Source organism: Flavobacterium sp. 90, assembly GCF_004339525.1.
In the GTDB taxonomy this organism is placed as follows: domain Bacteria; phylum Bacteroidota; class Bacteroidia; order Flavobacteriales; family Flavobacteriaceae; genus Flavobacterium.
This window is the reverse complement of sequence record NZ_SMGE01000001.1, coordinates 2,437,760-2,462,257: the sequence shown is the minus strand read 5'-3', so window position 1 is coordinate 2,462,257 and position 24,498 is coordinate 2,437,760. Positions and strand designations below refer to the sequence as shown.

General features: G+C 32.6%; 27 protein-coding genes. 18 read left to right on the top strand and 9 right to left on the bottom strand.

Features of this window, described 5'->3' with window-relative positions; genetic code table 11:
* Positions 1 to 72: 72 nt before the first annotated feature.
* The 7 genes from C8C83_RS09950 to C8C83_RS27210 form a co-directional block, all read right to left on the bottom strand.
* A complete protein-coding gene (locus C8C83_RS09950; RefSeq protein WP_099709963.1) occupies positions 73 to 384 on the bottom strand; it encodes a DUF4286 family protein in 312 nt (103 codons plus the stop codon).
* Between the two features lie 141 nt (positions 385 to 525).
* Entirely contained in the window at positions 526 to 2,307 is a 1,782-nt protein-coding gene (locus tag C8C83_RS09945; protein WP_121328290.1) for a tetratricopeptide repeat protein, read from the bottom strand.
* Between the two features lie 113 nt (positions 2,308 to 2,420).
* Positions 2,421 to 3,245, bottom strand: coding sequence for a prolipoprotein diacylglyceryl transferase (gene lgt / locus C8C83_RS09940; RefSeq protein WP_121328288.1), 825 nt, complete (start codon positions 3,243 to 3,245; stop codon positions 2,421 to 2,423).
* Positions 3,246 to 3,342: 97 nt separating this feature from the next.
* Positions 3,343 to 4,614 carry a serine--tRNA ligase gene (gene serS, locus C8C83_RS09935; RefSeq protein WP_121330009.1) on the bottom strand — a complete coding sequence of 424 codons (1,272 nt, stop codon included), beginning with the start codon at positions 4,612 to 4,614 and terminating at the stop codon, positions 3,343 to 3,345.
* Positions 4,615 to 4,944: 330 nt separating this feature from the next.
* A complete protein-coding gene (locus C8C83_RS09930; RefSeq protein WP_121328286.1) occupies positions 4,945 to 6,489 on the bottom strand; it encodes a patatin-like phospholipase family protein in 1,545 nt (514 codons plus the stop codon).
* A 564-nt stretch (positions 6,490 to 7,053) separates the two neighbouring features.
* Positions 7,054 to 7,596 (bottom strand): DUF4375 domain-containing protein, encoded by a 543-nt coding sequence (locus C8C83_RS09925; RefSeq protein WP_121328284.1) that lies wholly within the window; start codon positions 7,594 to 7,596, stop codon positions 7,054 to 7,056.
* A 69-nt stretch (positions 7,597 to 7,665) separates the two neighbouring features.
* On the bottom strand, positions 7,666 to 7,836 hold the full coding sequence (locus C8C83_RS27210) for a hypothetical protein (protein ID WP_165877231.1): 171 nt from the start codon (positions 7,834 to 7,836) through the stop codon (positions 7,666 to 7,668).
* A 187-nt stretch (positions 7,837 to 8,023) separates the two neighbouring features.
* On the opposite strand from C8C83_RS27210, the gene C8C83_RS09920 reads away from it, so the two are divergent.
* The 10 genes from C8C83_RS09920 to C8C83_RS09875 all read left to right on the top strand — a co-directional run bounded on the left by C8C83_RS09920 (position 8,024) and on the right by C8C83_RS09875 (position 14,537).
* A complete protein-coding gene (locus tag C8C83_RS09920; RefSeq protein ID WP_121328282.1) occupies positions 8,024 to 8,746 on the top strand; it encodes a hypothetical protein in 723 nt (240 codons plus the stop codon).
* 2 nt (positions 8,747 to 8,748) lie between these two features.
* A complete protein-coding gene (locus tag C8C83_RS09915) occupies positions 8,749 to 9,339 on the top strand; it encodes a hypothetical protein (RefSeq protein ID WP_121328280.1) in 591 nt (196 codons plus the stop codon).
* A gap of 11 nt (positions 9,340 to 9,350) precedes the next feature.
* Positions 9,351 to 10,043, top strand: a complete 693-nt coding sequence (locus C8C83_RS09910; RefSeq protein WP_121328278.1) for an outer membrane beta-barrel protein — start codon at positions 9,351 to 9,353, stop codon at positions 10,041 to 10,043.
* A 375-nt stretch (positions 10,044 to 10,418) separates the two neighbouring features.
* Positions 10,419 to 10,820, top strand: a complete 402-nt coding sequence (locus tag C8C83_RS09905) for a hypothetical protein (RefSeq protein ID WP_121328276.1) — start codon at positions 10,419 to 10,421, stop codon at positions 10,818 to 10,820.
* A gap of 162 nt (positions 10,821 to 10,982) precedes the next feature.
* Positions 10,983 to 11,432 carry a protease complex subunit PrcB family protein gene (locus C8C83_RS09900; protein ID WP_121328274.1) on the top strand — a complete coding sequence of 150 codons (450 nt, stop codon included), beginning with the start codon at positions 10,983 to 10,985 and terminating at the stop codon, positions 11,430 to 11,432.
* Positions 11,433 to 11,508: 76 nt separating this feature from the next.
* Positions 11,509 to 11,856 (top strand): hypothetical protein, encoded by a 348-nt coding sequence (locus C8C83_RS09895; RefSeq protein WP_121328272.1) that lies wholly within the window; start codon positions 11,509 to 11,511, stop codon positions 11,854 to 11,856.
* The gene (locus C8C83_RS09890; RefSeq protein WP_121328270.1) at positions 11,849 to 12,130 is read left to right on the top strand and encodes a hypothetical protein; all 282 of its coding nucleotides are present in this window, start codon (positions 11,849 to 11,851) and stop codon (positions 12,128 to 12,130) included. The genes C8C83_RS09895 and C8C83_RS09890 overlap by 8 nt, the downstream gene beginning before the upstream one ends.
* Positions 12,131 to 12,368: 238 nt before the next feature.
* Positions 12,369 to 12,926 carry a YdeI/OmpD-associated family protein gene (locus C8C83_RS09885; RefSeq protein WP_121328266.1) on the top strand — a complete coding sequence of 186 codons (558 nt, stop codon included), beginning with the start codon at positions 12,369 to 12,371 and terminating at the stop codon, positions 12,924 to 12,926.
* A 213-nt stretch (positions 12,927 to 13,139) separates the two neighbouring features.
* Positions 13,140 to 14,039, top strand: a complete 900-nt coding sequence (locus tag C8C83_RS09880) for a PhzF family phenazine biosynthesis protein (protein ID WP_121328264.1) — start codon at positions 13,140 to 13,142, stop codon at positions 14,037 to 14,039.
* A gap of 6 nt (positions 14,040 to 14,045) precedes the next feature.
* The gene (locus C8C83_RS09875; RefSeq protein WP_121328262.1) at positions 14,046 to 14,537 is read left to right on the top strand and encodes an SMI1/KNR4 family protein; all 492 of its coding nucleotides are present in this window, start codon (positions 14,046 to 14,048) and stop codon (positions 14,535 to 14,537) included.
* 37 nt (positions 14,538 to 14,574) lie between these two features.
* On the opposite strand, the gene C8C83_RS09870 is transcribed toward C8C83_RS09875, so the two are convergent.
* Both C8C83_RS09870 and C8C83_RS09865 read right to left on the bottom strand, forming a co-directional pair.
* Positions 14,575 to 15,705 carry a DUF664 domain-containing protein gene (locus tag C8C83_RS09870; RefSeq protein WP_121328260.1) on the bottom strand — a complete coding sequence of 377 codons (1,131 nt, stop codon included), beginning with the start codon at positions 15,703 to 15,705 and terminating at the stop codon, positions 14,575 to 14,577.
* A 156-nt stretch (positions 15,706 to 15,861) separates the two neighbouring features.
* The gene (locus tag C8C83_RS09865) at positions 15,862 to 16,089 is read right to left on the bottom strand and encodes a CDGSH iron-sulfur domain-containing protein (protein WP_089353750.1); all 228 of its coding nucleotides are present in this window, start codon (positions 16,087 to 16,089) and stop codon (positions 15,862 to 15,864) included.
* A gap of 689 nt (positions 16,090 to 16,778) precedes the next feature.
* On the opposite strand from C8C83_RS09865, the gene metG reads away from it, so the two are divergent.
* The 8 genes from metG (at position 16,779) to C8C83_RS09825 (ending at position 24,401) form a co-directional block, all read left to right on the top strand.
* Positions 16,779 to 18,836: a methionine--tRNA ligase gene (metG, locus tag C8C83_RS09860; RefSeq protein ID WP_121328254.1), complete on the top strand. Its 2,058-nt coding sequence runs from the start codon at positions 16,779 to 16,781 to the stop codon at positions 18,834 to 18,836.
* A gap of 99 nt (positions 18,837 to 18,935) precedes the next feature.
* Complete coding sequence (locus C8C83_RS09855) at positions 18,936 to 19,139, top strand: hypothetical protein (protein WP_233566042.1); 204 nt, start codon at positions 18,936 to 18,938, stop codon at positions 19,137 to 19,139.
* Between the two features lie 291 nt (positions 19,140 to 19,430).
* Positions 19,431 to 19,706 carry a hypothetical protein gene (locus tag C8C83_RS09850; RefSeq protein WP_121328251.1) on the top strand — a complete coding sequence of 92 codons (276 nt, stop codon included), beginning with the start codon at positions 19,431 to 19,433 and terminating at the stop codon, positions 19,704 to 19,706.
* Between the two features lie 171 nt (positions 19,707 to 19,877).
* Positions 19,878 to 21,242 (top strand): AAA family ATPase, encoded by a 1,365-nt coding sequence (locus C8C83_RS09845; RefSeq protein ID WP_121328249.1) that lies wholly within the window; start codon positions 19,878 to 19,880, stop codon positions 21,240 to 21,242.
* On the top strand, positions 21,243 to 21,929 hold the full coding sequence (locus tag C8C83_RS09840; protein ID WP_121328247.1) for an RloB family protein: 687 nt from the start codon (positions 21,243 to 21,245) through the stop codon (positions 21,927 to 21,929).
* 28 nt (positions 21,930 to 21,957) lie between these two features.
* Complete coding sequence (locus C8C83_RS09835) at positions 21,958 to 22,845, top strand: DMT family transporter (protein WP_121328245.1); 888 nt, start codon at positions 21,958 to 21,960, stop codon at positions 22,843 to 22,845.
* Positions 22,846 to 23,064: 219 nt separating this feature from the next.
* A complete protein-coding gene (locus C8C83_RS09830; RefSeq protein WP_121328243.1) occupies positions 23,065 to 23,772 on the top strand; it encodes an HAD family hydrolase in 708 nt (235 codons plus the stop codon).
* Complete coding sequence (locus tag C8C83_RS09825) at positions 23,772 to 24,401, top strand: chloramphenicol acetyltransferase (RefSeq protein ID WP_121328241.1); 630 nt, start codon at positions 23,772 to 23,774, stop codon at positions 24,399 to 24,401. The genes C8C83_RS09830 and C8C83_RS09825 overlap by 1 nt, the downstream gene beginning before the upstream one ends.
* The last annotated feature ends 97 nt before the right edge of the window (positions 24,402 to 24,498 follow it).

The following is a 24,498-nucleotide window of genomic DNA, read 5'->3' as shown; positions in this document are numbered from 1 at the left end:
CGAATTACGCAAATTAACACAAATTTTAAAATCTGTGTAAATCAGTCTAATCCGTAAAATCGGCGGGCAATCTTAATGTTCCGAAATCACTTCTAATTCCGTTCTGAAAGAAAGCATTTTATCTGCAAATAATCCCAAAGCTTCTCTGTGAAATTCCGGTTCATCTTCGATATAATATTTCTCTAAAGTTTCTTTGCTATCGGTAACATATTGAACAGAATACGTAATTCCGCCCATTTCTTCATTCACCAAAACTTTTACAATTCGTGCCGAAGAAAACTTTTGAGTTGCCAGAATTTCCGGTATGTGTTTTTCCTGCATCCATTTTAACCATTGGTCATGAACGCTTTCGTGTATATTGGTGGTAACGTTGTAAATAATCATTTTTTTAAAGGTTCTGAGATTCTAAGGTTCTTAGGGACTAAGTTTTTTTCTTTTTGACTCCTAAAACAAATCATCATATTGGTAATTCTTCTTTAATCATTTCTCGGTTAATCGGTTAAGCGAATAACCAATTAAACCAACTTATAAATTCTTATCGCCTCTCAATTGTCGGTATTTTTTTCTCGCATCAACAAAGTAAATACTATCCTGATGGTTAAAAATTACCTTCTCATACAAAGGTTTTGCCTTTTCTATATCGTGTAATTCGTCGTTGTAAATCTCTGCCGAAAAAAACAACGCTTCATCTACATAAATTCCGTCACTATGATTATCAATAATCTGTTGGTATTGGCTTAAAGCCGAATTATAATCTTTCTGACTTTCATAAACTTTACCCAAACGCAACAATGTTACGGCTTCGATTTCCTGACCTTTATAAGTTTTCAGAATACTCTGAAACTGTGCAATTGCTTCCGGTTTTTTATTCTGATAGATCAAAAAATCACCTTTTGCAAACTGCTTTAAAGCCGTTTGTGTCGAATCTGCAACGGTATTATCATTAATCAATAAAAAATATTCAAGAGCATCATTGGCAATCAATTGCGTGTTTGCAGCTTTCAACTCTTTAAATTGTTTTAAAGCCCACTCAAAATCGCCTTTATAATAACTCGTTTTTGCGGCTTTTAAACTTGCTTCATGCGCCATTACATCATTCTTTAAATCCAACTGAATTTGAGAATAATAAATCAACGCCTGATTGTATTTTTCTTCCAAAAGCAAGATGTCTGCCAACTCCATCTTTGCATCTGCTTGCTGATAATCATTCAAATTTAATTCCAGCGCTTTTTTAATAATTGCCTTGCCTTCTTCCGTCTTTTTGAGATTGAAAGCCAGAAAATGCGCCTGAATTATTTGCAAAGATAAGGTAAAAGGAGTTATTTCATAGGTTGTGAGCAATTGTTGTAACTCAGCATTGATAATTGGATAGTCTTTTTCCTGCGCTTTGTCGATTTTAATCTGCATTAAATACGAATTCGTCTGCACTAACAAATCTAAATCTTTGGTGTTTTGAAGGATAAAATTCAGGATTTCTTCTGCCGTATCCGTATCATCTTCGTTCATTGCAAACTGACTTAAATTTACAATACTCGAAAGTGATTCCGGTTCACGTTTGTAAATCGCTTTTTCCTGAATAAAGGCTTTTCCGAATTCTTTTTGCTGTACATAGAACCAACTTAAATAGTGATTCCAAAAAACATCTTGATCTTTCTGAGTTCTCAGGATTAAAGCTTTACGCATTGCATCTTTAAAAGCGGTGTTATCTGTTTCGCCACTCATGAAACGCGATAATTGCGTCTGAATTAAATTAGCATTCTGAGGATTATTAAAGGATTCTGTTAACAAAAGTTCGATCATTTGATCCGTCTTTCCTAACTGACCATAAAGCATTCCTATTTGAAAATTAAAATTGTAACTCGGCTGAACCTGCATTGCCGTTTGATACGCTTTTAAAGCATATTCAAGCAATACTTTTTTCTCAAAAGAATTTCCGATTCCGTAAACATCATTCGGACTGGTTTTGATTTTTTCGATCGCCTGCTCGTAGTAATTTTTAGCTTTGGCGTCGTTTTTTTGTAATTGGAAATTATATCCCAATTCTACTAAAAAAACACCTTGTTTGTATCTGTTAAAACGTTCCTGAATGGCTTTTTGAGCCACATCAAATTGTTGCAATTGCTGATAACAATCTACGGTTCTTAAAAAATATTGTGTATTGGATGGTGCGCTGTTTAAAAGCTCTTCATAACTGATTTTAGCTTTTTCAAAATCACCTTTATCGTAGTAATATTGAGCCAATTGCTCATTTTGTGCTAATGCAAAAGTAGACCACAACAGAACGATATAGATAAAGATGTTTTTCATAATTCAGTTTTTTCAGTATTCAGTCTCAGTTTCAGTCTCAGTAGTCAGTTTTTATCGCAATTCAAACTGTAAAGTGAAAACCGCGACTGTAAACTTATTTCCCACACTGTAAACTAAATTACAACTTGCTTCTTCGATTTCCAAACTATCAAAGCTAAACCAATTAAAATAAATGGAATACTTAATAATTGCCCCATATTAATTGGCATACTGTTTTCCCAAGCTTCTTGATTTTCTTTGAAATATTCAATTATAAATCTGGCTAAAAACAATAACGTAAGGAAATATCCAAAAATTATTCCGTCGGTTTTTCTGATTTTATCCGATTTATACATCCAATATAAAATCACAAAAATCAACAAATAAGCAAATGCTTCATACAATTGTGTTGGATGCCTTGGAATCATGTCGTCTCTCTCGAAAACAACTCCCCAATTTCCGTTAGTTGGTTTTCCGTAGATTTCAGAATTCATAAAATTCCCAAATCTGATAAAAGCTCCTGTAACAGGAACTCCAATAGCCATTTTATCTAAAAGCCATAAGAACTTAACTTTGTATTTGCGACAATATAAAACCATCGCAATCAAAACTCCAATTGATCCTCCGTGACTTGCTAAACCTTGATAACCAACAAATTTATAAACTCCGCCTATCTTCTGAATCGGTAAAAGAATCTCTATTGGATGTTGCAAAAAATAGGACGGTTCATAAAAAAAACAATGTCCTAATCGTGCTCCTAAAATTGTTCCAACTATTACATATACGAGCAAACTATCCAGATTGTCTATCGAAAGATTTTCTTTTTTATAAATATTTCTTACGATGTAATACCCGAGTAAAAGCCCGCAAGCAAAAAGAGCTCCATAATATTTTAAAGGAAAACTATCTGTTATCATCACAATAACGGGATCTACATTCCAGTTTAAAATTCCGTTCATCTTGCTTATTTTTTGGTGAAGTTCTTAGTTAAAATTAAGAAACCTAACAGGTTTTAAAAACCTGTTAGGTGTTATTCTAAGAACTATAAAAGTTAATCTAATTTATAATATCAAATCCACAGTAAGGGCGTAAAACTTCTGGAATTACAATTCCCTCCGGAGTTTGGTAGTTTTCTAATATTCCTGCCAAAACTCTTGGCAAAGCCAATGAACTTCCGTTAAGTGTGTGTGCCAATTGGTTTTTTCCGTCTTTATCTTTGAAACGCAATTTCAAGCGATTTGCCTGAAAAGTTTCAAAGTTAGAAACTGAACTAATCTCTAACCAACGATCCTGCGCTGTAGAAAACACTTCAAAATCATACGTCAAAGCCGATGTGAATCCCATATCGCCACCACATAAACGTAAAACTCTGTATGGCAATTTCAATTCTTTCAAAATATCTTTTACATGTTCTACCATTCCGTCAAGCGCTTCATAAGACTTATCAGGATGTTCAACACGTACGATTTCTACTTTGTCAAATTGGTGCAAACGGTTTAATCCACGAACGTGCGCTCCGTAAGAACCAGCTTCACGACGGAAACATGGCGTATAAGCGGTATGTAAAACCGGCAATTCGCTTTCGTTTAAAATAACATCGCGGAATAAATTCGTAACAGGAACTTCAGCCGTTGGAATCAAATATAAATCATCAATTGTTGAGTGATACATTTGTCCTTCTTTGTCCGGCAATTGTCCTGTTCCGTATCCTGAAGCCTCGTTTACCAAATGCGGAACCTGTACTTCATTATATCCTGCAGCAGTATTTTTATCTAAAAAGTAATTGATTAAGGCACGTTGCAAACGAGCTCCTTTTCCTTTATAAACCGGAAATCCTGCGCCTGTAATTTTTACACCCAATTCAAAATCGATGATATCATATTTCTTTACCAATTCCCAGTGCGGCTGTGCGTCTGCATGCAAAACCGGAATATCTCCTTCTTCGAAAACATTCAAATTGTCATCTGGAGTTTTTCCTTCAGGAACAATATCTGCCGGAAGATTTGGTAACGTGTATAATTTATTGGTTAATTCGACAGCCAAAGCTTCTGCTTTTTCGCCCAATTCTTTACTTTTTTCTTTTAATGAAACGGTTTTTTCTTTTAAGATTGCGGCTTTAGATTTCTCACCCGCTTTCATTAATTCGCCTATATCTTTGGACAATTTATTAGATTCGGCTAAAGTGTTATCTAATTCAACTTGAGTTGCACGACGGTTTTCGTCTAGTTGCACCACTTCTTCAACAACGCTTTTAGCATCGATATTTCGTTTTGCTAAAGCCTTGATTACTTTCTCCTGATTCTCTCTAATAAATGCGATTTGTAACATAGCTTGATTTTTATAACTATTGTATTTTTTATATAAAGGAAGCAAATTTAAGGAAATGTTTCATAAGAATAACCCAAAGTTTATGAGGAAAAACGATTTTGAAGATTATTCTATGAAGATGCGCGAAGATTACACAGAGATACGCAAAAAATTCTACAAAGCTTTATGGAAATTCACATAACGTTGGACAGATTAAAATCCATCCCTAAAATATAAACCGAACCAACGGCTCTTTTTGACAAAGTTCCAGAGGGACGATTCATTTTGTAGCAACGGATTTTAATCCGTTGAAGACAAAGATATTCCACAAAAAAGTCATTTAGCAAAGGTTTATTTATGCTCAACCAATAATTCTCTTAATTCTGCGGTTTTTAAATATGTTGCAAAACGTCCGGAAAGCAATAACATTTCTCTTTCTTCGGGCGTAATTCTTAATTTGGTTTCGACATGAGATGCATATTCATATAAAAGTAAAATTTGTCTTGGTGACAATTCACTAAATTTTTCTTTATCTAATGTGGCAACGATTACTTCGCCGTCTTTATCTTTTTTAAAGGCGTCTTCGCCAAATTTACCCAGCAGTTCTTGCTTGAAATTAGCATATAATTTTGACCAACTGCTCGAGTCGTCATTGGTATTTTTTAGTTCGATTACTAAATCTTCATAAGACTGATCTTTATCTAATTTTAATAAATGATCCCGAATCGTAGTAAAACCAATAATTTGATAATTTGTAACAGGTATTTTATAACGCTCAAAAGTATTTTCGACATCTTTATCAAAAGTCATATATCGCGTTTGAACCGTATATAAAGATGCGGTTTCAAACAACGAAATCAGCCTGATTTTGGCATCGTTTACATAAGGTTCTTTTTTTCCTGGTCCCAAACAATCAATAAAAACTGCTTTTTTATTCTTGTCATCAACTTTGGTATCATTATGAAGTAATTCGACTAAGGTTTTATAACCCGTATTGTCTGAGGCTCCACCATCGACAATACATAATATTTTGTCTTTATTTTTTACTCCGAATTTCACTTTTGGAAGAACTCCCGGAAAGGCGGAACTTGCTGTAATAGCATATGTAACCGGAAAATTATATCCGTCATTTATCTTATTTTCATTTAATGCAATATCTGCCTTATTGGGCGCCAAAGACGAATTCAGATTTAGTCCTCGAATAATATGTGGCATAAACGGAATACGTTCGCCATTATTAAAAGCAGTTCCATTTGCTACAAACATAGGTAAAGAAGGAATTTGCTTGCTGTCTTTTGAAACAAAGAAATCCGACAATAACATTTGAGTTCCAAACTTGTTGGTATTATTTGGATCGCTCGCATCGTATTGCAAAATATCTGAATCAATTCGTTGCGTCATCGATATTTTATCGCCTTTTTCGTTTCGGCTATTGTTTAGAAGTGATAAAATATTAGCCGATTTATCTACGTAATCTTTATACGCATCTGCTTTAGAAAAGTAGAATTCATTGAAAGTACAATTGTCATAAAACAATTTATTTTTTAGAATAGTCAAATAATATCCCGCCGAAAAACATCCACCTGAAACCGCCGAATAATAGTCGATCTCGTTCAGAAAATTTCGCTGACCGTCACTTTCCTTGATTTCTTCTAATCCTAAAAGAACGCCCATACTAAAAAACTGCGCTCGCGAACCTCCGCCCGAAATACCAATTCCAAGAGCAATATTAGGATTCTGAAATCTTTTATCACGTTCCTGAACTGATTTGTAATCGCTTAATGATACCGAAGGAATAGAATTATAATTGATTTCTGAAAACAGATGTATTTTATTTTGAGAAAATCCTAATTGAAGAAAAAGAAGAAACAATATCGGGAAGTATCTATATCTCATTTTTGATTTTTTAAACCGCTAAATCATTAAAGGCTAAATTAATGAAGTTATTTCAGAAACCTACACGATGATTTCACAAAGATTCGCTAAGGTTTTAACAAAACTGTCTGGCTGAGCGAAGTCGAAGTCTCGCAAAGACACGAAGTCGCAAAGCTTATTTTAAAGCCACAGATTATAATGATTAAAATGATTTTTTAAATCTGCTTAATTTTTTTCAAAATCTGCGTGAAACAAAATCTTTGCAAAAACCTTAGAATGGATTAAAATCCATTCCTACAATATAAATCGAGCCGAAGCTTCTTTCTAAAAAACCTTTGCGAATCTTTGCGAAAAACCTTTGCGGACTTTGCGGTAAAAAAACCTTTGAACCTATGTGACTCTTGAATATACTTTGCCATTTTACCGCAAAGTGCGCAAAGTTTTTTGTTATAGTTTTTTGAAAGACAATAAAAAAAGTTCGCAAAGCTTTGCGTCAAATAAAATTGCGATTAAAATCTTAGCGAATCTTTGCGGTAAAAAACCTTTGAACCTATGTCCCTCTAAACCTTTGAACCTTTAAAAAAACTAACCTCTCTTTATCTCATGCCCCACATATTCCTCCAAAGTAGCAAACATATCGTCTACAGAAAGCACTTCGAAATCAGGGTGATTTTTCAAGAAATTAGCATTTAGTGTAACCAGATTTTCTTCAAGTTCAAAAAAAGTATCGTTTTGCAATAAATCACGTGTTGGGTTTACGCCTTCTAATTTTCCGCTTACGAATTTATTCAGCTTTACGCTGCTCATCAATTTGACTTTTTTGCTTTGTTGCTGAAACAATTCCAAATGTTTTTCGGCACCAATCAATGCCAAACCTTCTTCGATAAGTTCGTTCAACTCTTTATTCCAACCAGATTTATAGACAAACTGAGCAAAATTTCCTTCGGCATATTGCGAATAGTAATAATCAAGATAGTAACTCATCAAAGCATCTTCGTGAATAAATTCGTCGTCGACACCTTCTTCACGCATTAAATTGATTACCGAAATATTGGAATGAATCACATCGTGAAGGTTTTCACTATTCATTGCCGTTTCAGAAACTATTATTCTACCAAATTCCTCCATCTTGTTTTTGTTTTGAGATTGTTTTGCAAATTTCAGCTAAATTAAAACAGAAAAAAAACACAATCTGATTTAAATATTATCAGAAGCGTCATTCTTCTTTTGCTCATTCATTTTTGCAACCAAAGCTTTCAATCGCAATGCATGTTCTTTTTTTTCGGCTTGAATTTTAGCCTTTTTCTTATTGAGCAATTTAGTATGCAAAGCTTTGTTTTTGGTGTTTTTTTCAGGTCCTTTTGCCATGATCGATTATTCTTTAATTTACAAATATAAAAAAGCAAAAAAACATTTGGTTAGTCAAACAGAACTGTATGAGATAATTAGCTTTAATTCAATATAATAATCATTTATTTAACTTAAAAAAATTAGTAAAAACCTTAATAATATACTATACTTTAGCATTTTTTTTAACCAAATCAAATGTTATTTTATGAAAAAAACATTACTTTTTCTATTGCCAATTGTTTGCAGTATTTCCCTATTTAGCTGCTCAACAAACGAAGCAGTTACATGTTATCTTCCAGCAAACTTAACCACCAGTAATTCTCCGTTAGTCCCGGGAGGAACATTATTATTGAATGCCACTTCTGCTTACTCTTCAGATGTAAGCTATAATTGGTCAGGTCCTAATAACTTTCATTCCAATTTACAAAATCCAATCATTAGTAATGTCATACCTTCTATGGCGGGAGAGTATAAACTAAAAACAAAAAAAGGAATTTGTGAAAGTCCCGAAAATATTGTCAATGTTGAAATTAATGCGCCAAATATCCCATGTAATCCTAATAAAAACACGATTGTTTTCGCAAATTCATCTCTGGGCCCTCTCAAGTTTAACTCTGTATATTCATCCCATGTTAATGATGATTTTTATATTATAGCAGGTTCATTACAAGCTACTCTAAAAATAGAGTTTGCCAGTACTGTAATTCCAACACCGGGAATTTATAGTATATGTAGTACTTGTCCAACTTCTTTCATGAAAAATGATGAAGTTTGTCTTAGCTTGAATTATGTTAATTTTTCTCATGCCAATAGTGGATTGGTTTATATATCCTCATTAAATGGAAAATTAACAGCTACTTTTTGTAATGTAATTTTCGAGCAATCTCCCTTTACATTAGACTCATCGGCAACAATAACTGAAAATTAAAAATGAAAAAAATATTAATAATTCTACTTTTCACTTTCTCAAGTTCTTTTGCACAAAACTCATACATCGTTGACAACAAAGGAATTAAAACTTTTATTAGAGGAGAACTAACAGATGTTATACTAATCGACAAAAGAATATCCTATGTGAATGTAGGCAAAAGCTGGGAAAAGTACATTAAATTCAAAGATCTTGATTATGCAGTAATTGGTCCAAGCTTGCTAAAATCATTTCATTTAAACCAGCAGAAAAGAGCAGAAGTTTATTTTGTTTTTGGAGAAAAACAAGACAAAAGACTTGTTGGTGTGGCCATAACTGTAACGACAACACAAGGAACTATGTCGACTTCCAGCACACTTTATGAATTATATGTTATTGATAACAATGAAACTGTTATAGAACAAATTATAACAAAATCTGGCAAAGCCGAAGAAAAAATAGAACGTCGCGGGCAGATCGCCGGAATGATTAGAAAACATTTTTCTGACTGCCCGGATTTAATAACAAAACTTGATAAATATGATATTGCTGACGAAAGAAATGAAACAATCTTATCCTTTTTTTCAGACACAGAATATATTAATTGCAAATAACACCCTTAATAATGAAAAACCAAACATTACTTTTTATTAGCGCATTACTTTTCAATTTATCTATATATAGTCAGGCCCCAAGAGGTTTTTATGCTTCAGCAGGTTTTTCGCAAACAAATTTAAAATCATCTGATTTACTTACGAAATCTAAACCTGGATTTTTTGTTGGAATAAATGGTCTTATGGGCTATCATGAAAATTACAATTTTCAATTAGAATTTGCCTACAAACAAAATACTTTAGATGTAAAATATGTTGAAGACACTTTTGAAGAGGTAAAAAAATCAAAGTACAAATACTCTGAACTTAATCTTGGCTTTTACTTTAATTACTATATTTTAAAACCTGAAGAAGACGAATTCTTTTTAGGACCTCAAGTTGGTGCATTTCTAGCCGTTGTAGATCCTCTTGCACCTTATAAAGGTACAGATGTTAATGACCAACTATACTTACCTTACTTGCTTAATGAATCTGATTTAACAAATTCGGCGAAGTATAATTACGGTTTTGGATTTGGTTTAACCGGTGGATACAATAATTTTAGATTTGACCTAAGATATAGTTTGAGTATGGCTAATGTATTAAAAGATGTTCAGGTACATAGTTACGACGAATCGAATAATTATACCGGACCAACCCTTGAAGGCAAAGCCAGCACTATATCGTTTGGTGTAAGTTATAACATATTTCATTTTAAAAAATAACTGTCTTTAAATCATTTTTTTTTAATTAGATATTTACATCTTTCCTTCATAAAAAAGGACAAAATATTGCGTAAAAACACCTTTGTTAAAGTTTAAAACTTTGACAAAGGTGTTTGCTTTTATTGCAGATAAGAATACTTAGATTTCAATTTATGTCCAAAGCAATAAAATCAAAATAGTAATACTTTTTTGGGCGTTTTCCGCCGCGGCGGATCGGGCTATTTGCTGCAAGTCCTCGCACTTCCTTCGTCAGGCTCTGGGCTATCCGCTGCTATCCCTAACGCACACGGTTTCATTAGAAATAATAATTGGCAAAGATTTTGTTTCGTTATTTAAAATTTCAACCAATAAACCAAACTACTAAAACCAAAAAACATGAAAGAAACTGTCTATAAGAGCTTACTATTTTCTCTTTTGATTACCAATATTTGGACTGTAATAATATTTTTTATCTATTTTTTTGAAAGTCCGGGATGGTTTCAGGGTTTAACAACTCTCATGATTTTTGTATATAGTTGTTGGTTTACTTCAGCTTTAGGAATTCTTTCTATAATAATTTCATTCCTAAAAAAATGGTTTTCTACTCAAAGGAAACTCTTCATGCTTATTTTAATTGCATGGCTAAATTCATTTTTCTCAATAATACTTTTAATAATAACCTCTTTGGAAATAGTTCGTTCAGAAGCCATTTTTGGTTTTTATCTATTTTTAAACCTTATTGTTTCAATAGTAGCATCATTAATTATAAAAAGAATTTTGAAAAATCCCGAAGCATAAACTTGTAATATTAGCTCATCAGTAAGATTTTCAACCAATTAAAATGAGATTCATTTAAAAAAATATATCATTTCAACGCAACCTTTCATAAGAAAATCAATCTGTTAACAAGGAGAATAATCTAAATTTCAAAAGCAATTCTCATCACCAAAATCCAAAACCATGAAACAGATTATTACCATTTTTTGTGTCTTTATTTTGTTAACTGGTTGTAGCAGTAATGAGGACCCACATTCATCAGAAGTGAAATATTCTGTAATTATTCAGGGTGATAACTTTAACGGAGATTTTAATAATCCAAAAGCCAATCTGGTTATAAAAGATCAGACAGAATGGAAGAATCTACTTTTAAAAATCAATCTCATTACAAATGCAAATGTAATTTCTCCTGATCTTACTGTCGATTTTACCAAATATCAAGTTATCGCAGTTATTGATGATGTCTATAATTATGGCGGATATTCTATAGATATAACCAAAATTATAGAAACCAATAGTAGCATTTTCGTTAAAGTTGAATACTTAAAACCTGGAGGAATTAACGCTGTAATTACGCAACCGTACCATATTGTTAAAATACCGAAGACTAATAAAAAGATAGTTTTCAAATAAAACCACGAAAAGTCTTGCTTTTTAATCTGCGTCTAAAACAATTATGACATAACTTTACGGTTTAAAGACAACAACTATGAAAACCGTTTTAATTGCAATTATTTCACTTTTATCATTTTCAATGCAATCGCAAAATCGCTACGAATTGCAAGATCGTGGAGAAGACAAACTTTATCTTTCGAATTATATCACAACGATGTCTGAAAGAAAGATCATCAAAAGTGAACCTATAATTGTAATTGACGGAATTGCATTTCATTTTCAGAATCTCGAAAAACAAAAACTCCCTTTATACAAAAATGAAATTCAGGAAATAACTCCGCTTGACAGGGAAAAAGGAATTAATATTTATGGAAATTTTGCCGAAAATGGCGTTTTGATTGTCACCACAAACAGAAAGAAGAGTTCGAACAAACATGAATAATCTTGCTAAAAAATGGACATTATTCTTTGTTTCCGGAATCTTATCCATCATCTTCGGAATTATTTATGCTATAATCCTACTCAACGGAAATTCGGCAGAAGATGGATTAATGGGAATTTACATTTTGTTTTGGATACTTCCTGTCTTTGCAATACTACTTATTGATCGTTTTTTGGTTCACAAGTTTGGCAATCAAAAAGTCAATAAAGTACAATTCTCTTTTCTGGGATTTATTGCACTTTTATGGATTATTAGAGCGATTGCTAATTTGTAAATTATTTTAAACTTAATCCCGAATGAAAACTTTTCTAAACTTTTCTCGAAAATTGATCAGCTTCATTTGGTTACTTTTGACCGTTCTTGTAATTTTCTTTTTAATCCAACGATTTACAGATTCTGGTAGTAAAGGAATATCTGATTATGATTTAAAACTTTATCTAAAATTTACTTTCTGTTTTGTTCTGTTATTTATTTCCTTAAAATTCTTTACAAGCAAATTAAAATAATCCTACATGAACCCAACCTTCTTCCCAACCCAAGAAAAATTCAGAGAATGGTTAGAAAAGCATCACCAAAAAGAAACCGAACTTTTAGTAGGTTTTTATAAAGTGAGTACCAAAAAACCAACTATGTCTTGGTCAGAATCTGTAGATCAGGCATTGTGTTTTGGCTGGATTGATGGTGTTCGAAGAACAATCGATGAAGAAAGTTATTCCATCAGGTTTACACCAAGAAGGAAAACCAGTATTTGGAGTGTCATAAATATTAAAAAAATCGAAGCACTCACAAAAGCCGGACTGATGAAAGAAGCCGGAATAAAAGCTTTTGAACTAAAATCTGATGAAAGATCTAAAATTTACTCGCATGAAAATGAAGCCTATGTTCTAGATCCCGAACTCGAAAAGCAATTTAAAGCTAATGAAACTGCTTGGGAGTATTTCAATAATCAGGCACCATCGTACAAAAAAGTAATAATTCACGTAATTATGAGCGCCAAACAAGAAAAAACCAGAATTGCGAGATTAGAAAAAGCAATAAAATTTAGCGCCGAAGGAAAACGAATGCTGTAAAAAATTTAGAAGAACAACTTCTTACCTATTCTATTCAAGTTATTTAATTTTACTTTTTGGTAATATACTTTGGCACTTATTTTTACAAAAAAATAAAACAAAAAAGTAAATAAAGTACACTTTTTCTTTCTGTCTTTGTAGTACTTTTATAAAATATTTAGGAGCAATACTACTTATTTGCAAAAACACTTTCTACTCTAAAAAAGATAAACAATGGAAAAAAGAACGACTTTACAATACTACGTTTTAGATGTTTTTTCTAATAAAAGTTATAAAGGAAATCCGTTATCGGTTGTTTTTACAGATGGTGATTTAGAATTAGAAGTTTATCAAAACATTGCAAAAGAGTTTGGTTACTCTGAAACTTCATTTGTTTATTATTCTCCGGCACAAAAAGCACTAAATGTTCGTTCGTTTACGCCAATAGGTTTTGAAATAGACGGCGCCGGACACAATTTACTTGGAGCAGTTTGTGGAGCTTTACTAAAAAAACTTCCAATATTTGACGAACAAGACGAAACCAATCGTTTTGTAATGATGAAAAATGCTCCAATTCCATTAACGGTGAGTTTTGATCCCGTTACTCAATATCCGGTTGTACGAATGCATCAAAAACCGGCCATTATCAAACAAGAAATACCTACTTATAAAATAGCAATTGCACTTGGTTTAAAAATTGAGGATTTAGATAGTAATGATTTTGTTCCTTCGGTTGTTCAAACGGAAGTTACACATACAATGGTTCCCATAAAAAACAGTCAATTGCTCAATGACTGTATTCCGGACAATAAACTTTTAATCGAAATTTCGAAAGAATATCAATCCGAAGGTTTTTATTGTTTTGCGATTAATCAAAGTGAAGATCATTTAGTTGAAACCCGTTTTTTTAATCCAATAATCGGAATAAATGAAGATCCTGCAACGGGAACAGCCGCTGGTCCGTTAATTGGTTTTTTGACTCAAAAAAAACAGGCAAAACTTAATAAAGAATATAAAATCCTGCAAGGTGTTAAACTCAGCCAACCTTCTTTGATTGAAGTAATGTGTCGAGAAAATGATATTTTAGTTGGAGGTTCTTCAATTATTACAATGCGCGGGGAACTTTATATATAAACAATCATGCAAAACTTACTTATTGCAATTTCTAAGAAAGCAATTAAATATGAGAATTTTAATTTCACATCAGAACAAATTGAAACAAATTGGCTCGGAACTATTCCTGTCACGGAAAAGCAAATAAGTGAGACTGAAAACAAATTAGGCCTAAACTTACCAAAAGATTACATCGAATTTATAAAAATAACTAATGGTTTTTCAGCGCCAAATGATATCGAGCCAAGTTTTGAATCAATTGAAAATATTGATTACTTAAAAAACATTGAGCCTTTTGCAATTGAAGCTTATGCCCATTTACCAGAATTAGAAAATGCAATACTTATCGCAGGTAGAGAAGAAGAACAATATTTTTTACTTATTCCTCCTACATCAAATAGTCCCGAATGGAACTATTGGAAGTTTGCAAACTGGTATCCAGGTGAACAGCCTTATAAGGACTTAAAAGACTATTTTGAAGATGTTCTTCAATTTATAGTTAAAAATCACGAATCATAAAAAAAGCTGTATCATTTGATACAGCTTTTTTTATACTTTACTTTTTGATTTCTTTTGGCAATGTTTGTTTTTGTTGTGGCGGAATTCGTTTCTTCAAAAACAAAATTTGTCCTAAATGACTTGATTGATGTTCCATAACGTGAAACCAGCAATACTGATTTGTCCAGTCATATCTTGTTTGGACTTCTACAAACCAAGCATCATCTCTTTTCTTTAATTCTGAAATGGTTTTTGCTCTTACTTCATTATAAATGTCTAAATAATATTGAATATCATGGCCTTTAAACTCGTCACGTCCGCCTTGATCCAGGTCTAAAGCTTTTTGCCATATTTTCTTTTCTTCTTCATTAAAACCTCTGTTTTCAAAAGTAAAAACCTGATAATATTTTTCGGCTGCAGCCAAATGCATTACAAGTGCTCCAATTCGGTTGGCTTCATCATCGTGAAGATAATCAATTTCATATTGGTTCATGTTTTTAACCGTTCTCTCAACACGATCTTTAAGATCTTCGAGCATCGAGATCATGTCACCAATTTTTGGCGAAGCTCCCTCAACATTTCCAATTTTAGCTTCTAATCTTGGTTTTATACCTGTTCCTTCCATCAATAAACTGACTTTCCCATCTACGCTTGATTTATCCGAAGTGATTTTATATTCTTTAACTTTAACCACGGCATCTTTAGATATTCCGAAGCTCCATTTTGGAATATCTCCGTCTTTTATTGGAGTTTCGAAACTTGAATTTAAAACCGCCAAAGGTTCAAAAACACCTTTATCATTTTCGATAAGTAATTCGAATTTATCAAAATAGAATTTTCCATTATACAAACATAAACCTCCAAAACTTAGTGATTTGCTATTTGCATCAATCGTTCCTTCAACTGTATATGATTTCCATTCTTTCGATTTTACCGGTCTGTCGCTCATATTATCAAAAAAACCGTCTTCGTCATTTTTAGTATCCACGCGTGCCCAAACTCCAGCCCAGGATTTTGGCTCTGTAGTTTCTACCTTAACGGAAGCAATTACTCTAAATTTTTTCTTTACAGAAGTTTGAACGGCAATCGTTTGATTGAAAGAAGTCCAATCGGTCGAAACAACTTTTTGTGTTTGAGCCTGTCCTAAAACAAAACTCAAAAACAGTACTAGAAGTGGTATTTTTTTCATTTTCTATTTTCTTACAAATTAATTAAAATATTTATAGTTTTTCTAATATTTTAATCGATTATTATTTGAAAATTCTTTCAAAAAAAGCTTTAACACAAAAAAAGCTGCATCGTTTGATGCAGCTTTTTTGATATTCAAATAAGAAAATTAAATTTCTTAGTTTGTTTTCATCGGTGGTAAATCAAATGCGATTGATTCATGTTCGAAGTTGTTACGGTGTCCGCCATCGCAAAATGGTTTGTTTGCAGATAATCCACAACGGCAAAGTCCTAATGCAGATCTTCCTTGTAGTCCGTAAACCGCTCCTTCTGAATCCATGATTTCAAAATCACCTTCGATTTTGATAGATCCGTTTTTATTGATGATTAATTTTGTCTTGCTCATAACTTGTTTTTGTTTTTTTCAGGGCAAAGATTGCGAAATATATTTTGAAGATTTTAATGGAAATGCTAGTTTAAACTGGTTCTATTTTATGGATTCTACCAAAGAGATTCGCAGAGGTTTTTACGAAGATTCACAAAGAATTTTTATTGGAATGCAAAATAATCTCGCAAAGTCGCGGAGGCGCAAAGTTTTTAAAATTATATGTGTCGTCCCTTCGGGACTTTTGTTGGTGATCGTATTTCGTTTTCAACGGATTAAAATCCGTTGAAAAATGCACAATCTTGTCATTTCGACGGAGGAGAAATCACAATAGAAACTCGACAAAGATTGGCGACATTTGGCACGGAATTTCTAGTGTGATTTCTCCTCCGTCGAAATGACAAACCAAGTTTTTTTTAGCCCCGATAGAAGTGGAAATCCTTTTACTTTTTTCTTTAAAAAGTAAAAGATTGAAACGGAGAGCTGGATTAGCTCCTGAAAAAACTACTCCTAAAAAATTAAATCTTTGTCTAGTTTCTAGTGTGATTGCTTCGTTCCTCGCAATGAGAAAAAACTTTGCCCCTTTGCGTCTTTGCGAGATTAATTCACATTCTTTAAAACAAAAACTCAGCGCTTTTTCTCTGTGAAACTCCACGGAATAACAAAATCTCAATTCTATTGCTTATTTTTGCACTCAATAAAATTGAGTTATGATACAAAATCCAAAGAGATATACTATTACGGCGGCTTTGCCTTACACCAACGGACCTATACATATTGGGCATTTGGCGGGGGTTTACGTGCCTGCAGATATTTATTCGAGATATTTACGTTTGCAAGGAAAAGACGTTGCGTTTATTTGCGGAAGTGATGAACATGGCGTTGCGATTTCGATGAAAGCCAAAAAAGAAGGAATTACACCACAAGAAGTTATTGATAAATATGACGGAATTATTAGAAAATCATTCGCTGATTTTGGGATTTCGTTTGATAATTATTCTAGAACTTCGGCTAAAATTCATCATGATACGGCTTCGGAATTCTTTAGAACGTTGTATGATAAAGGTGATTTTATTGAAGAAATTACGGAACAATTGTACGATGCAAAAGCAAATCAGTTTCTAGCAGATCGTTTTGTGGTGGGTACTTGCCCAAAATGTGGTAATGAAGGCGCTTATGGCGATCAATGCGAAAATTGTGGATCGACCCTAAATGCTACGGATTTAATAAACCCAAAATCGACAATTACAGGAGAAACTCCGATTTTGAAATCTACAAAACACTGGTTTTTACCTCTTGATCGTTACACTGAATTTTTGACGGAATGGATTCTTGTTGGACATAAAAACGACTGGAAACCTAATGTTTACGGACAAGTTAAATCTTGGGTTGATGGTGGATTGGAACCTCGCGCAGTAACGCGTGACCTAGATTGGGGAATTGATGTTCCCGTTGAAGGTGCCGAAGGAAAAAAATTATACGTTTGGTTTGATGCGCCTATCGGGTACATTTCGTCTACGAAAGAATGGGCTTTACGCGAAGGAAAAGACTGGGAACCATATTGGAAAGATGAAGACACGAAGTTGGTTCACTTTATTGGGAAAGACAATATTGTTTTTCACTGTATTATTTTCCCAGCGATGCTTAAAGCCGAAGGAAGCTATATTTTGCCGGACAATGTTCCTGCAAATGAGTTTTTGAATTTGGAAGGAAACAAACTTTCAACTTCTAAAAACTGGGCGGTTTGGTTGCACGAATATTTAGAAGAATTTCCGGAGAAACAAGATGTTTTGCGTTATGCATTGACTTCTAATGCTCCAGAAACTAAGGATAACGATTTTACATGGAAAGATTTCCAAGCAAGAAATAACAACGAATTGGTTGCAATTTTTGGAAATTTCATTAATCGTGTTGTGGTTTTAACCAATAAATATTACGACGGTTTTATCCCAACGCCTAACGAATTATCTGAGGTTGACGAGAATACTTTGGCAGAATTAAAAGCATATCCGGCCGTGATTTCAAGTTCGGTTGAGCGTTATAGATTCCGTGAAGCTCTTGGTGAATTGATGAATGTGGCGCGTTTAGGAAATAAATACCTTGCTGATGAAGAGCCTTGGAAAGTTATGAAAGACAATCCGGAGCGTGTAAAAACTCAAATGTATGTGGCGTTGCAAATTGCTGCTGCTTTGAGCATTTTGGCAGAACCTTTCTTGCCTTTTACTGCTGCTAAATTGTCAAGAATCCTGAAAAATGAAGGTAAATTGAATTGGAATGATGTTGCCGAAAATTCAGAATTGATTCCGGAAGGTCACCAAATTGGTGAAGCCGAATTATTATTCGCAAAAATTGAAGACGAAGAAATACAAAAACAAATAGATAAATTGGAAGCTACAAAAACTGCTAATCTTGCCGAAAGCAAACAACCGGAACCTCAGAAAGAATTGATTCAATATGAGGATTTCGCTAAAATGGATTTACGCGTAGGAACTATTATTGAAGCTGAAAAAATGCCGAAAGCAAACAAACTTCTAGTTCTTAAAATCGATACTGGAATTGATGTTCGCACGATTGTTTCTGGAATTGCTGAAAGCTTTTCGCCAGAAGAAATCATTGGAAAACGTGTTACAGTTCTTGCAAATTTAGCACCAAGAGCTTTACGTGGAGTTGAAAGTCAAGGTATGATCTTAATGACAACAAACGCCGAAGGAAAATTAGTATTCGTAAATCCTGATACTGATGCTCCAAATGGTGAAACGATAAATTAATATTTTTTACAAAATAATAAATAAGAGAAAGTTATCCGCCTAAAATATCTGGCAGATAGCTTTCTTTATTTAAATACGTTTATATAAATAATTATAATTTTGATTACATCAAGTAATATTATGGATTTGAATTTTATAAATGCATCTCAAAATCTCTCTGATTCTTTCGAAAACGAACTTTATGAAATTTCTAATAATCAAGAGACAGCAATTACAAATAGTCGAATTGAGATTGAAAATGGGTATTTTCATAAGAATGAAGATGTGATTTCAGAAATGAGAGAATGGCTAAAAAAGAAATAATTTGGTATTCTTTGGCTAAACTTAAAATATAAGATTTCTAAAAATCTTAATTAAAATGTCAAAAAACCAAAACATTAAAATAAGAAATTTCTCATGTTTTTTCTTTTTAGTTGGGTTTATAATTGTAAGTTTGTCTTGCAAAAATACAGTAAGGAGCAATCCTTGAAACTTTAAAATTAACATAAGCGATTCCCTCGCCACGATGTTCCTGCGGAAACAATGGAAATTCTATCCTTACGGGTATTTTTGCACATCTAAAGCGAGGGTTTCGTGCGTTTAATATTTTCGAATATGCAAAAAGAAAATGAAAAAACATCGGAGCCAGATGTAATAACGGCAATGGCAGAATTCCTTTCAGGCCTTTGGTATGAAGAAGATTTTAGAGATCAACCGGAGTATTTGTCCGAAATTTTCGAGACAATTCTCTTAACCGAAATGGGCGATGACCAAGATCTCCGCATTAGAATGGTAAGTTCGATTAGAACAAGCAAATTGTTGGCAAATGCTCTTGGTTCCTTTACAGACAAAGAAATTAATAATGCCTGCAAGAAAATTATGAATGCTTAATACTTAACAATGCAGGATTTAATTAAAACCAAATTGATTCCTGCATTTAAGTAAAAAAATCACTCTAAAGTTAATTATTTCGAAAAAACCGTAATAAAGACAATAAGAAATAAAATAATTTCGTTTATTTGATCTATATATTTCAATTTTTAACGAAAAAATCGTAAAATCATGTTAATCCGTTTTGTTGTCAGTAATTTTATGTCTTTTAAAGATGAGACAGAATTCAATATGCTACCTGCAAGAGGAAATGGTTCTCGTCAACTTACAAATCATATAAAAAAAACTAAATCAGGAGTTGAAGTTTTAAAAACTGCAGCAATTTATGGTGCAAATGCTGCGGGGAAAAGTAATTTAGTAAGAGCGATTGCATTTTTGAAATCTATCGTAATAAATGATGTTGAACTATTAGTACCTCAAAGTAAAAGATTCAGACTTGACAAAACCTACTTAGAAAAGCCTTCAACTTTTCGAATCGAATATGAATATCAAGACACTCATTTTGATTATGCTGTAGAAATTTTTAAAGGAAAAATAACACATGAATGGCTTTATTTAATAAACTCAGTAAAGAAAAACCAAGAAGAATTACTATTCAAAAGAGATAATAATGAAGTAGTATTTGGAAAGTACTTTAAAAACAAAGATGATATTTCATTCGCTAAAAAATTCCTTAAAAAACAACTTAAAGACAATGAAACTGTTCTAAATAATTGCTATTTGCTTTTGGAAAGCGATACTATTTTAGATAAAATCTCCGAAGCGTTTTCAAAACTTAATTTAGTTTTTCCAAATTCTATAAATATTACATTCACCGAGTCAGTTTTCTTAGGAACTAAAAAATTAGATTTTGCAAATAAAATACTTTCAAACAGCAAAACAGGAATTGAAAAAATTGTAATGCAAAAAATAAAAGCTGATTTGTTTTTTGGCTTAGATGATGTAAACATGAAAAATAATCTCATTGATCAAGTAGAATCTACTACCCAAGACATTGCGGATAATAAAAAACAAAAAACAGTTGTTTTCATTTACAGAAATAAGCATTACAGCTTTATAAAAGAAAACAATGAATATTATGTTCTTATGTTATGCACAAAACACGAAAATTCAAATTTAACATTTGAATTTTCTGAAGAATCAGATGGTACAAATCGTTTATTCGAACTAGCTCCTGCTTTCGAAGAATTATTGCATGAAGATGATTTTGTATATATTATAGATGAATTAGAAAGAAGTATGCATCCTTTATTAGCTAAAGAACTCTTAAAAACATATTCATTAAATTCAAAAACTAATAGTCAATTAATTTTCACAACTCACGAGAGTCATTTATTAGATGATGAATTATTAAGAAGAGATGAAATATGGTTTACTGAAAAAAAATCGGACGGAAGTACTGAATTTTATCCGTTAAGCAATTTTAATCCAAGAGGAGACAAAGTTTTAGAAAGAGGTTATTTAGAAGGAAGATATGGGGGAATTCCATTTTTAGGAGATTTTTCGAAATTAATTATTGAAGAAAATGCTATATAGATGGAGCGTAAAAGATACACATTAGGTGATTACAATAAAAAGGAATCATTTAAAGATGCAACTAAATTCTTCATTGTTTATGAAGGAGAAGACAAGGAACCCAAATATTTCGGAACTTTTAATAATTTATTTTTTGAACCTAAAAAAGCAAGTATTTTACATGTTTTTGAAAAAGACACTAATATCATAGGGTCTCAACCAAAAAAATTAATAGAGAGAGCAAAATCTTTCATCGAAAACCCTCCTAAAGACTTACCTGTAACTCCTTCGGCAGATGACAAATTTAGATTTGTACTCGATGTAGATCAACATCCAAAAGAAGAATATCCTGAATTAAAAGAATATTGTGAAAGTCTTATTGATGCTGATTTATTTATAAGCAATTATTGTTTTGAGATCTGGCTATTATTTCATTTGGATGAGCCAGAAAACATTTTATGTAAAACTAGTAGAGAATCAAAAACAGAACTTGGAACAAAACATACAGATTCAAAAATCAAAAACTATCCTAAAGGATATTTAAATCCCGAATATATTTTAAAAGCTATCGAACGAGCGGAAAAAGCAGATTTGAACAAAGATGATTATTTTCCTGCAGAAAAATCAACGAAGGTTTATTTATTAATGAAGGAACTACTTAATTATTCAAAAATTAACATTGAAGTTATTGATCCTAAAATAATATAAAATCTTTAGTTCTTTTATATAACAAATAATGAAAATCACCAAACCAAGATTAGCCTTAATCTGCGGAATACTTTGTATTTCGATCTTCCCGATATTGATAAAACTTAAATTAGCACCTGGATTAATTTCGGCTTTTTATCGAATGACTTTTGCGGTGATTTTACTTTTGCCTTATGTGCTTATTACAAAAAGCTTCAAAATGCCGAAGACAAAATTCTTGCTTCTCGCGGTACTTTGTGGCATTTTATTCTCATCAGATGTTGCCGTTTGGAATATCGCCATTCAGGATTCAAGTGCCACTCAGGCTTCATTGCTGACGAATTTATCTCCGCTTTGGGTTGGGATTGGTTCTTTCTTTTTCTTAAAGATAAAACCTGCTACAAATTTCTGGATCGGAACCGTTGTTTCACTATTTGGAATGATCACTTTGGTTGGTTTTAGCTTTTTTATGGATTTGAATTTTGATCAGGCTTTTCTATTCGCCGTTTTATCCGGAATCTTATATTCGATTTATCTTTTGGTTAGTAAAAAAGCACTTTCAAATGTTGATGTTCTTTCGTTTATGACCATTAGTTTATTCGCGTCAAGTGTTTATCTAGGAATACTTTGTTATTGCTTAGATCAGCCTTTTACAGGATTCTCAGATACGGGTTGGTTTGTGTTAGTACTTCAAGCGGTTATTTGTCAATTATGCGCTTGGCTTTCTATCAGTTATGCAACACAACATATGCGCGCAACCCGAGTTTCGCTAAGTTTATTGAGTCAGGCTGTAATTACTTCTATATTAGCTTGGTTGTTTTTGGAAGAACAAATAACTTTACAAATGGTTTTTGGCGGAATCATTTTGCTATTCGGAATTAGAATTACATTTTACGATAAAGCTATTTCTTTTAAGGGATTGTTTTCTAAGAATTAGCATTGAGAAATGGTACACGGATGATGCGGGTTTAAACAGATTTACGCAGATTGATTTTTAATTTATTGCGAAAAAAAATCTCTCGCAGATTGAGCAGATTGAGCAGATTCTTTTTAAATCTTTGTAATCCTTTTAATCTGTGGCAAAAAAATTAGTGCCAATTCGTGTAATTCGTGGCAAAAAAGCCTGAAACAAAACAAACTTGAAACAAAAAACATCATGTTACATAAAAGCAAAATACCGAATTTAAAAGTAATCGCATTTGATGCCGATGACACTCTGTTTGTAAACGAACCTTACTTTCAGGAAACTGAGCATAAATTTTGTGCTTTGATGGAAGATTATCTTTCGCATCAGGGAATTTCGCAGGAATTATTCAAGATCGAAATCGAGAATTTACCTTTATACGGTTACGGAATCAAAGGATATATTCTTTCGATGATTGAAGCTGCAATGAATATTTCGAACAATACAATTCCGATTGAGGTTATCGAAAAAATCATTCAATACGGAAAAGAATTACTTGAGAAACCAATCGAGCTCTTGGACGGAATCGAAGAAACATTGCAATCTTTGCATGGAAAATACAAACTGGTTGTTGCCACAAAAGGAGATTTAAAAGACCAACACAGCAAGTTGCATCGTTCTGGTTTAGGACATTATTTTCATCATATCGAAGTAATGTCGGACAAACAAGAAATTGACTATCAAAAACTATTAGGTCGTCTGGACATTCAGCCACATGAATTTTTAATGATTGGAAATTCATTAAAATCGGATGTTTTACCTGTTCTTGAAATTGGAGGTTACGCCGTTCATATTCCGTTTCATACTACTTGGGAACACGAAAAAATAAGTCATAAGGTAGAACATGATCATTTTAGTTCATTCGAAAAAATTACCGAAATAGTCCATAATTTACTATAATGAAAACACTTTTAGATTTAGAAAACTGGAATAGAAAAGAGCATTTCGCACATTTCTGTAAAATGGAAGAACCTTTTTTTGGTGCTACCGTTGAAATTGATTGCACCAAAGCTTATCAAACAGCAAAAGAACTCAAAGCTTCTTTCTTCATTTATTACTTACATAAAACATTAGTTGCTGTAAACTCGATCGAAAATTTTAAATACCGAATTGCCGATGACAAAATCTATATAAATGATCGCATTGATGTTTCTGCAACAATTGGTCGTGAAGATGGCACTTTTGGATTTTCGCTAATCGAATACAATCCCGATTTTAGAATATTCGAGCAAAATGCTTTGGCCGAAATTGAACGTATTCAAACCACAACCGGGCTTTTTACAAGATCGTTTGATGACGATAATGTCATACATTTCTCGGCAATTCCCTGGTTGAATTTCACTTCTCTTTCTCATGCAAGAAGTTACACTTTTCCAGATAGTTGTCCTAAAGTATCTTTTGGCAAAATGATTACTTCAGAAACCGGAAAAAGAACAATTGCAATGTCAACTCATGTTCATCATGGCTTAATGGATGGTTTACATTTGGGGCAATTTGTTGATTTCTTTCAGGAGTTAATGAACGAATAAACAAGAGGGGAAACACCAATAACCTTATTCTGTTGTATTTATGACTTATTCTGGAAGTTATTTCTTATAAAAAATTGTTTGTTTGAGTAAATTTTAA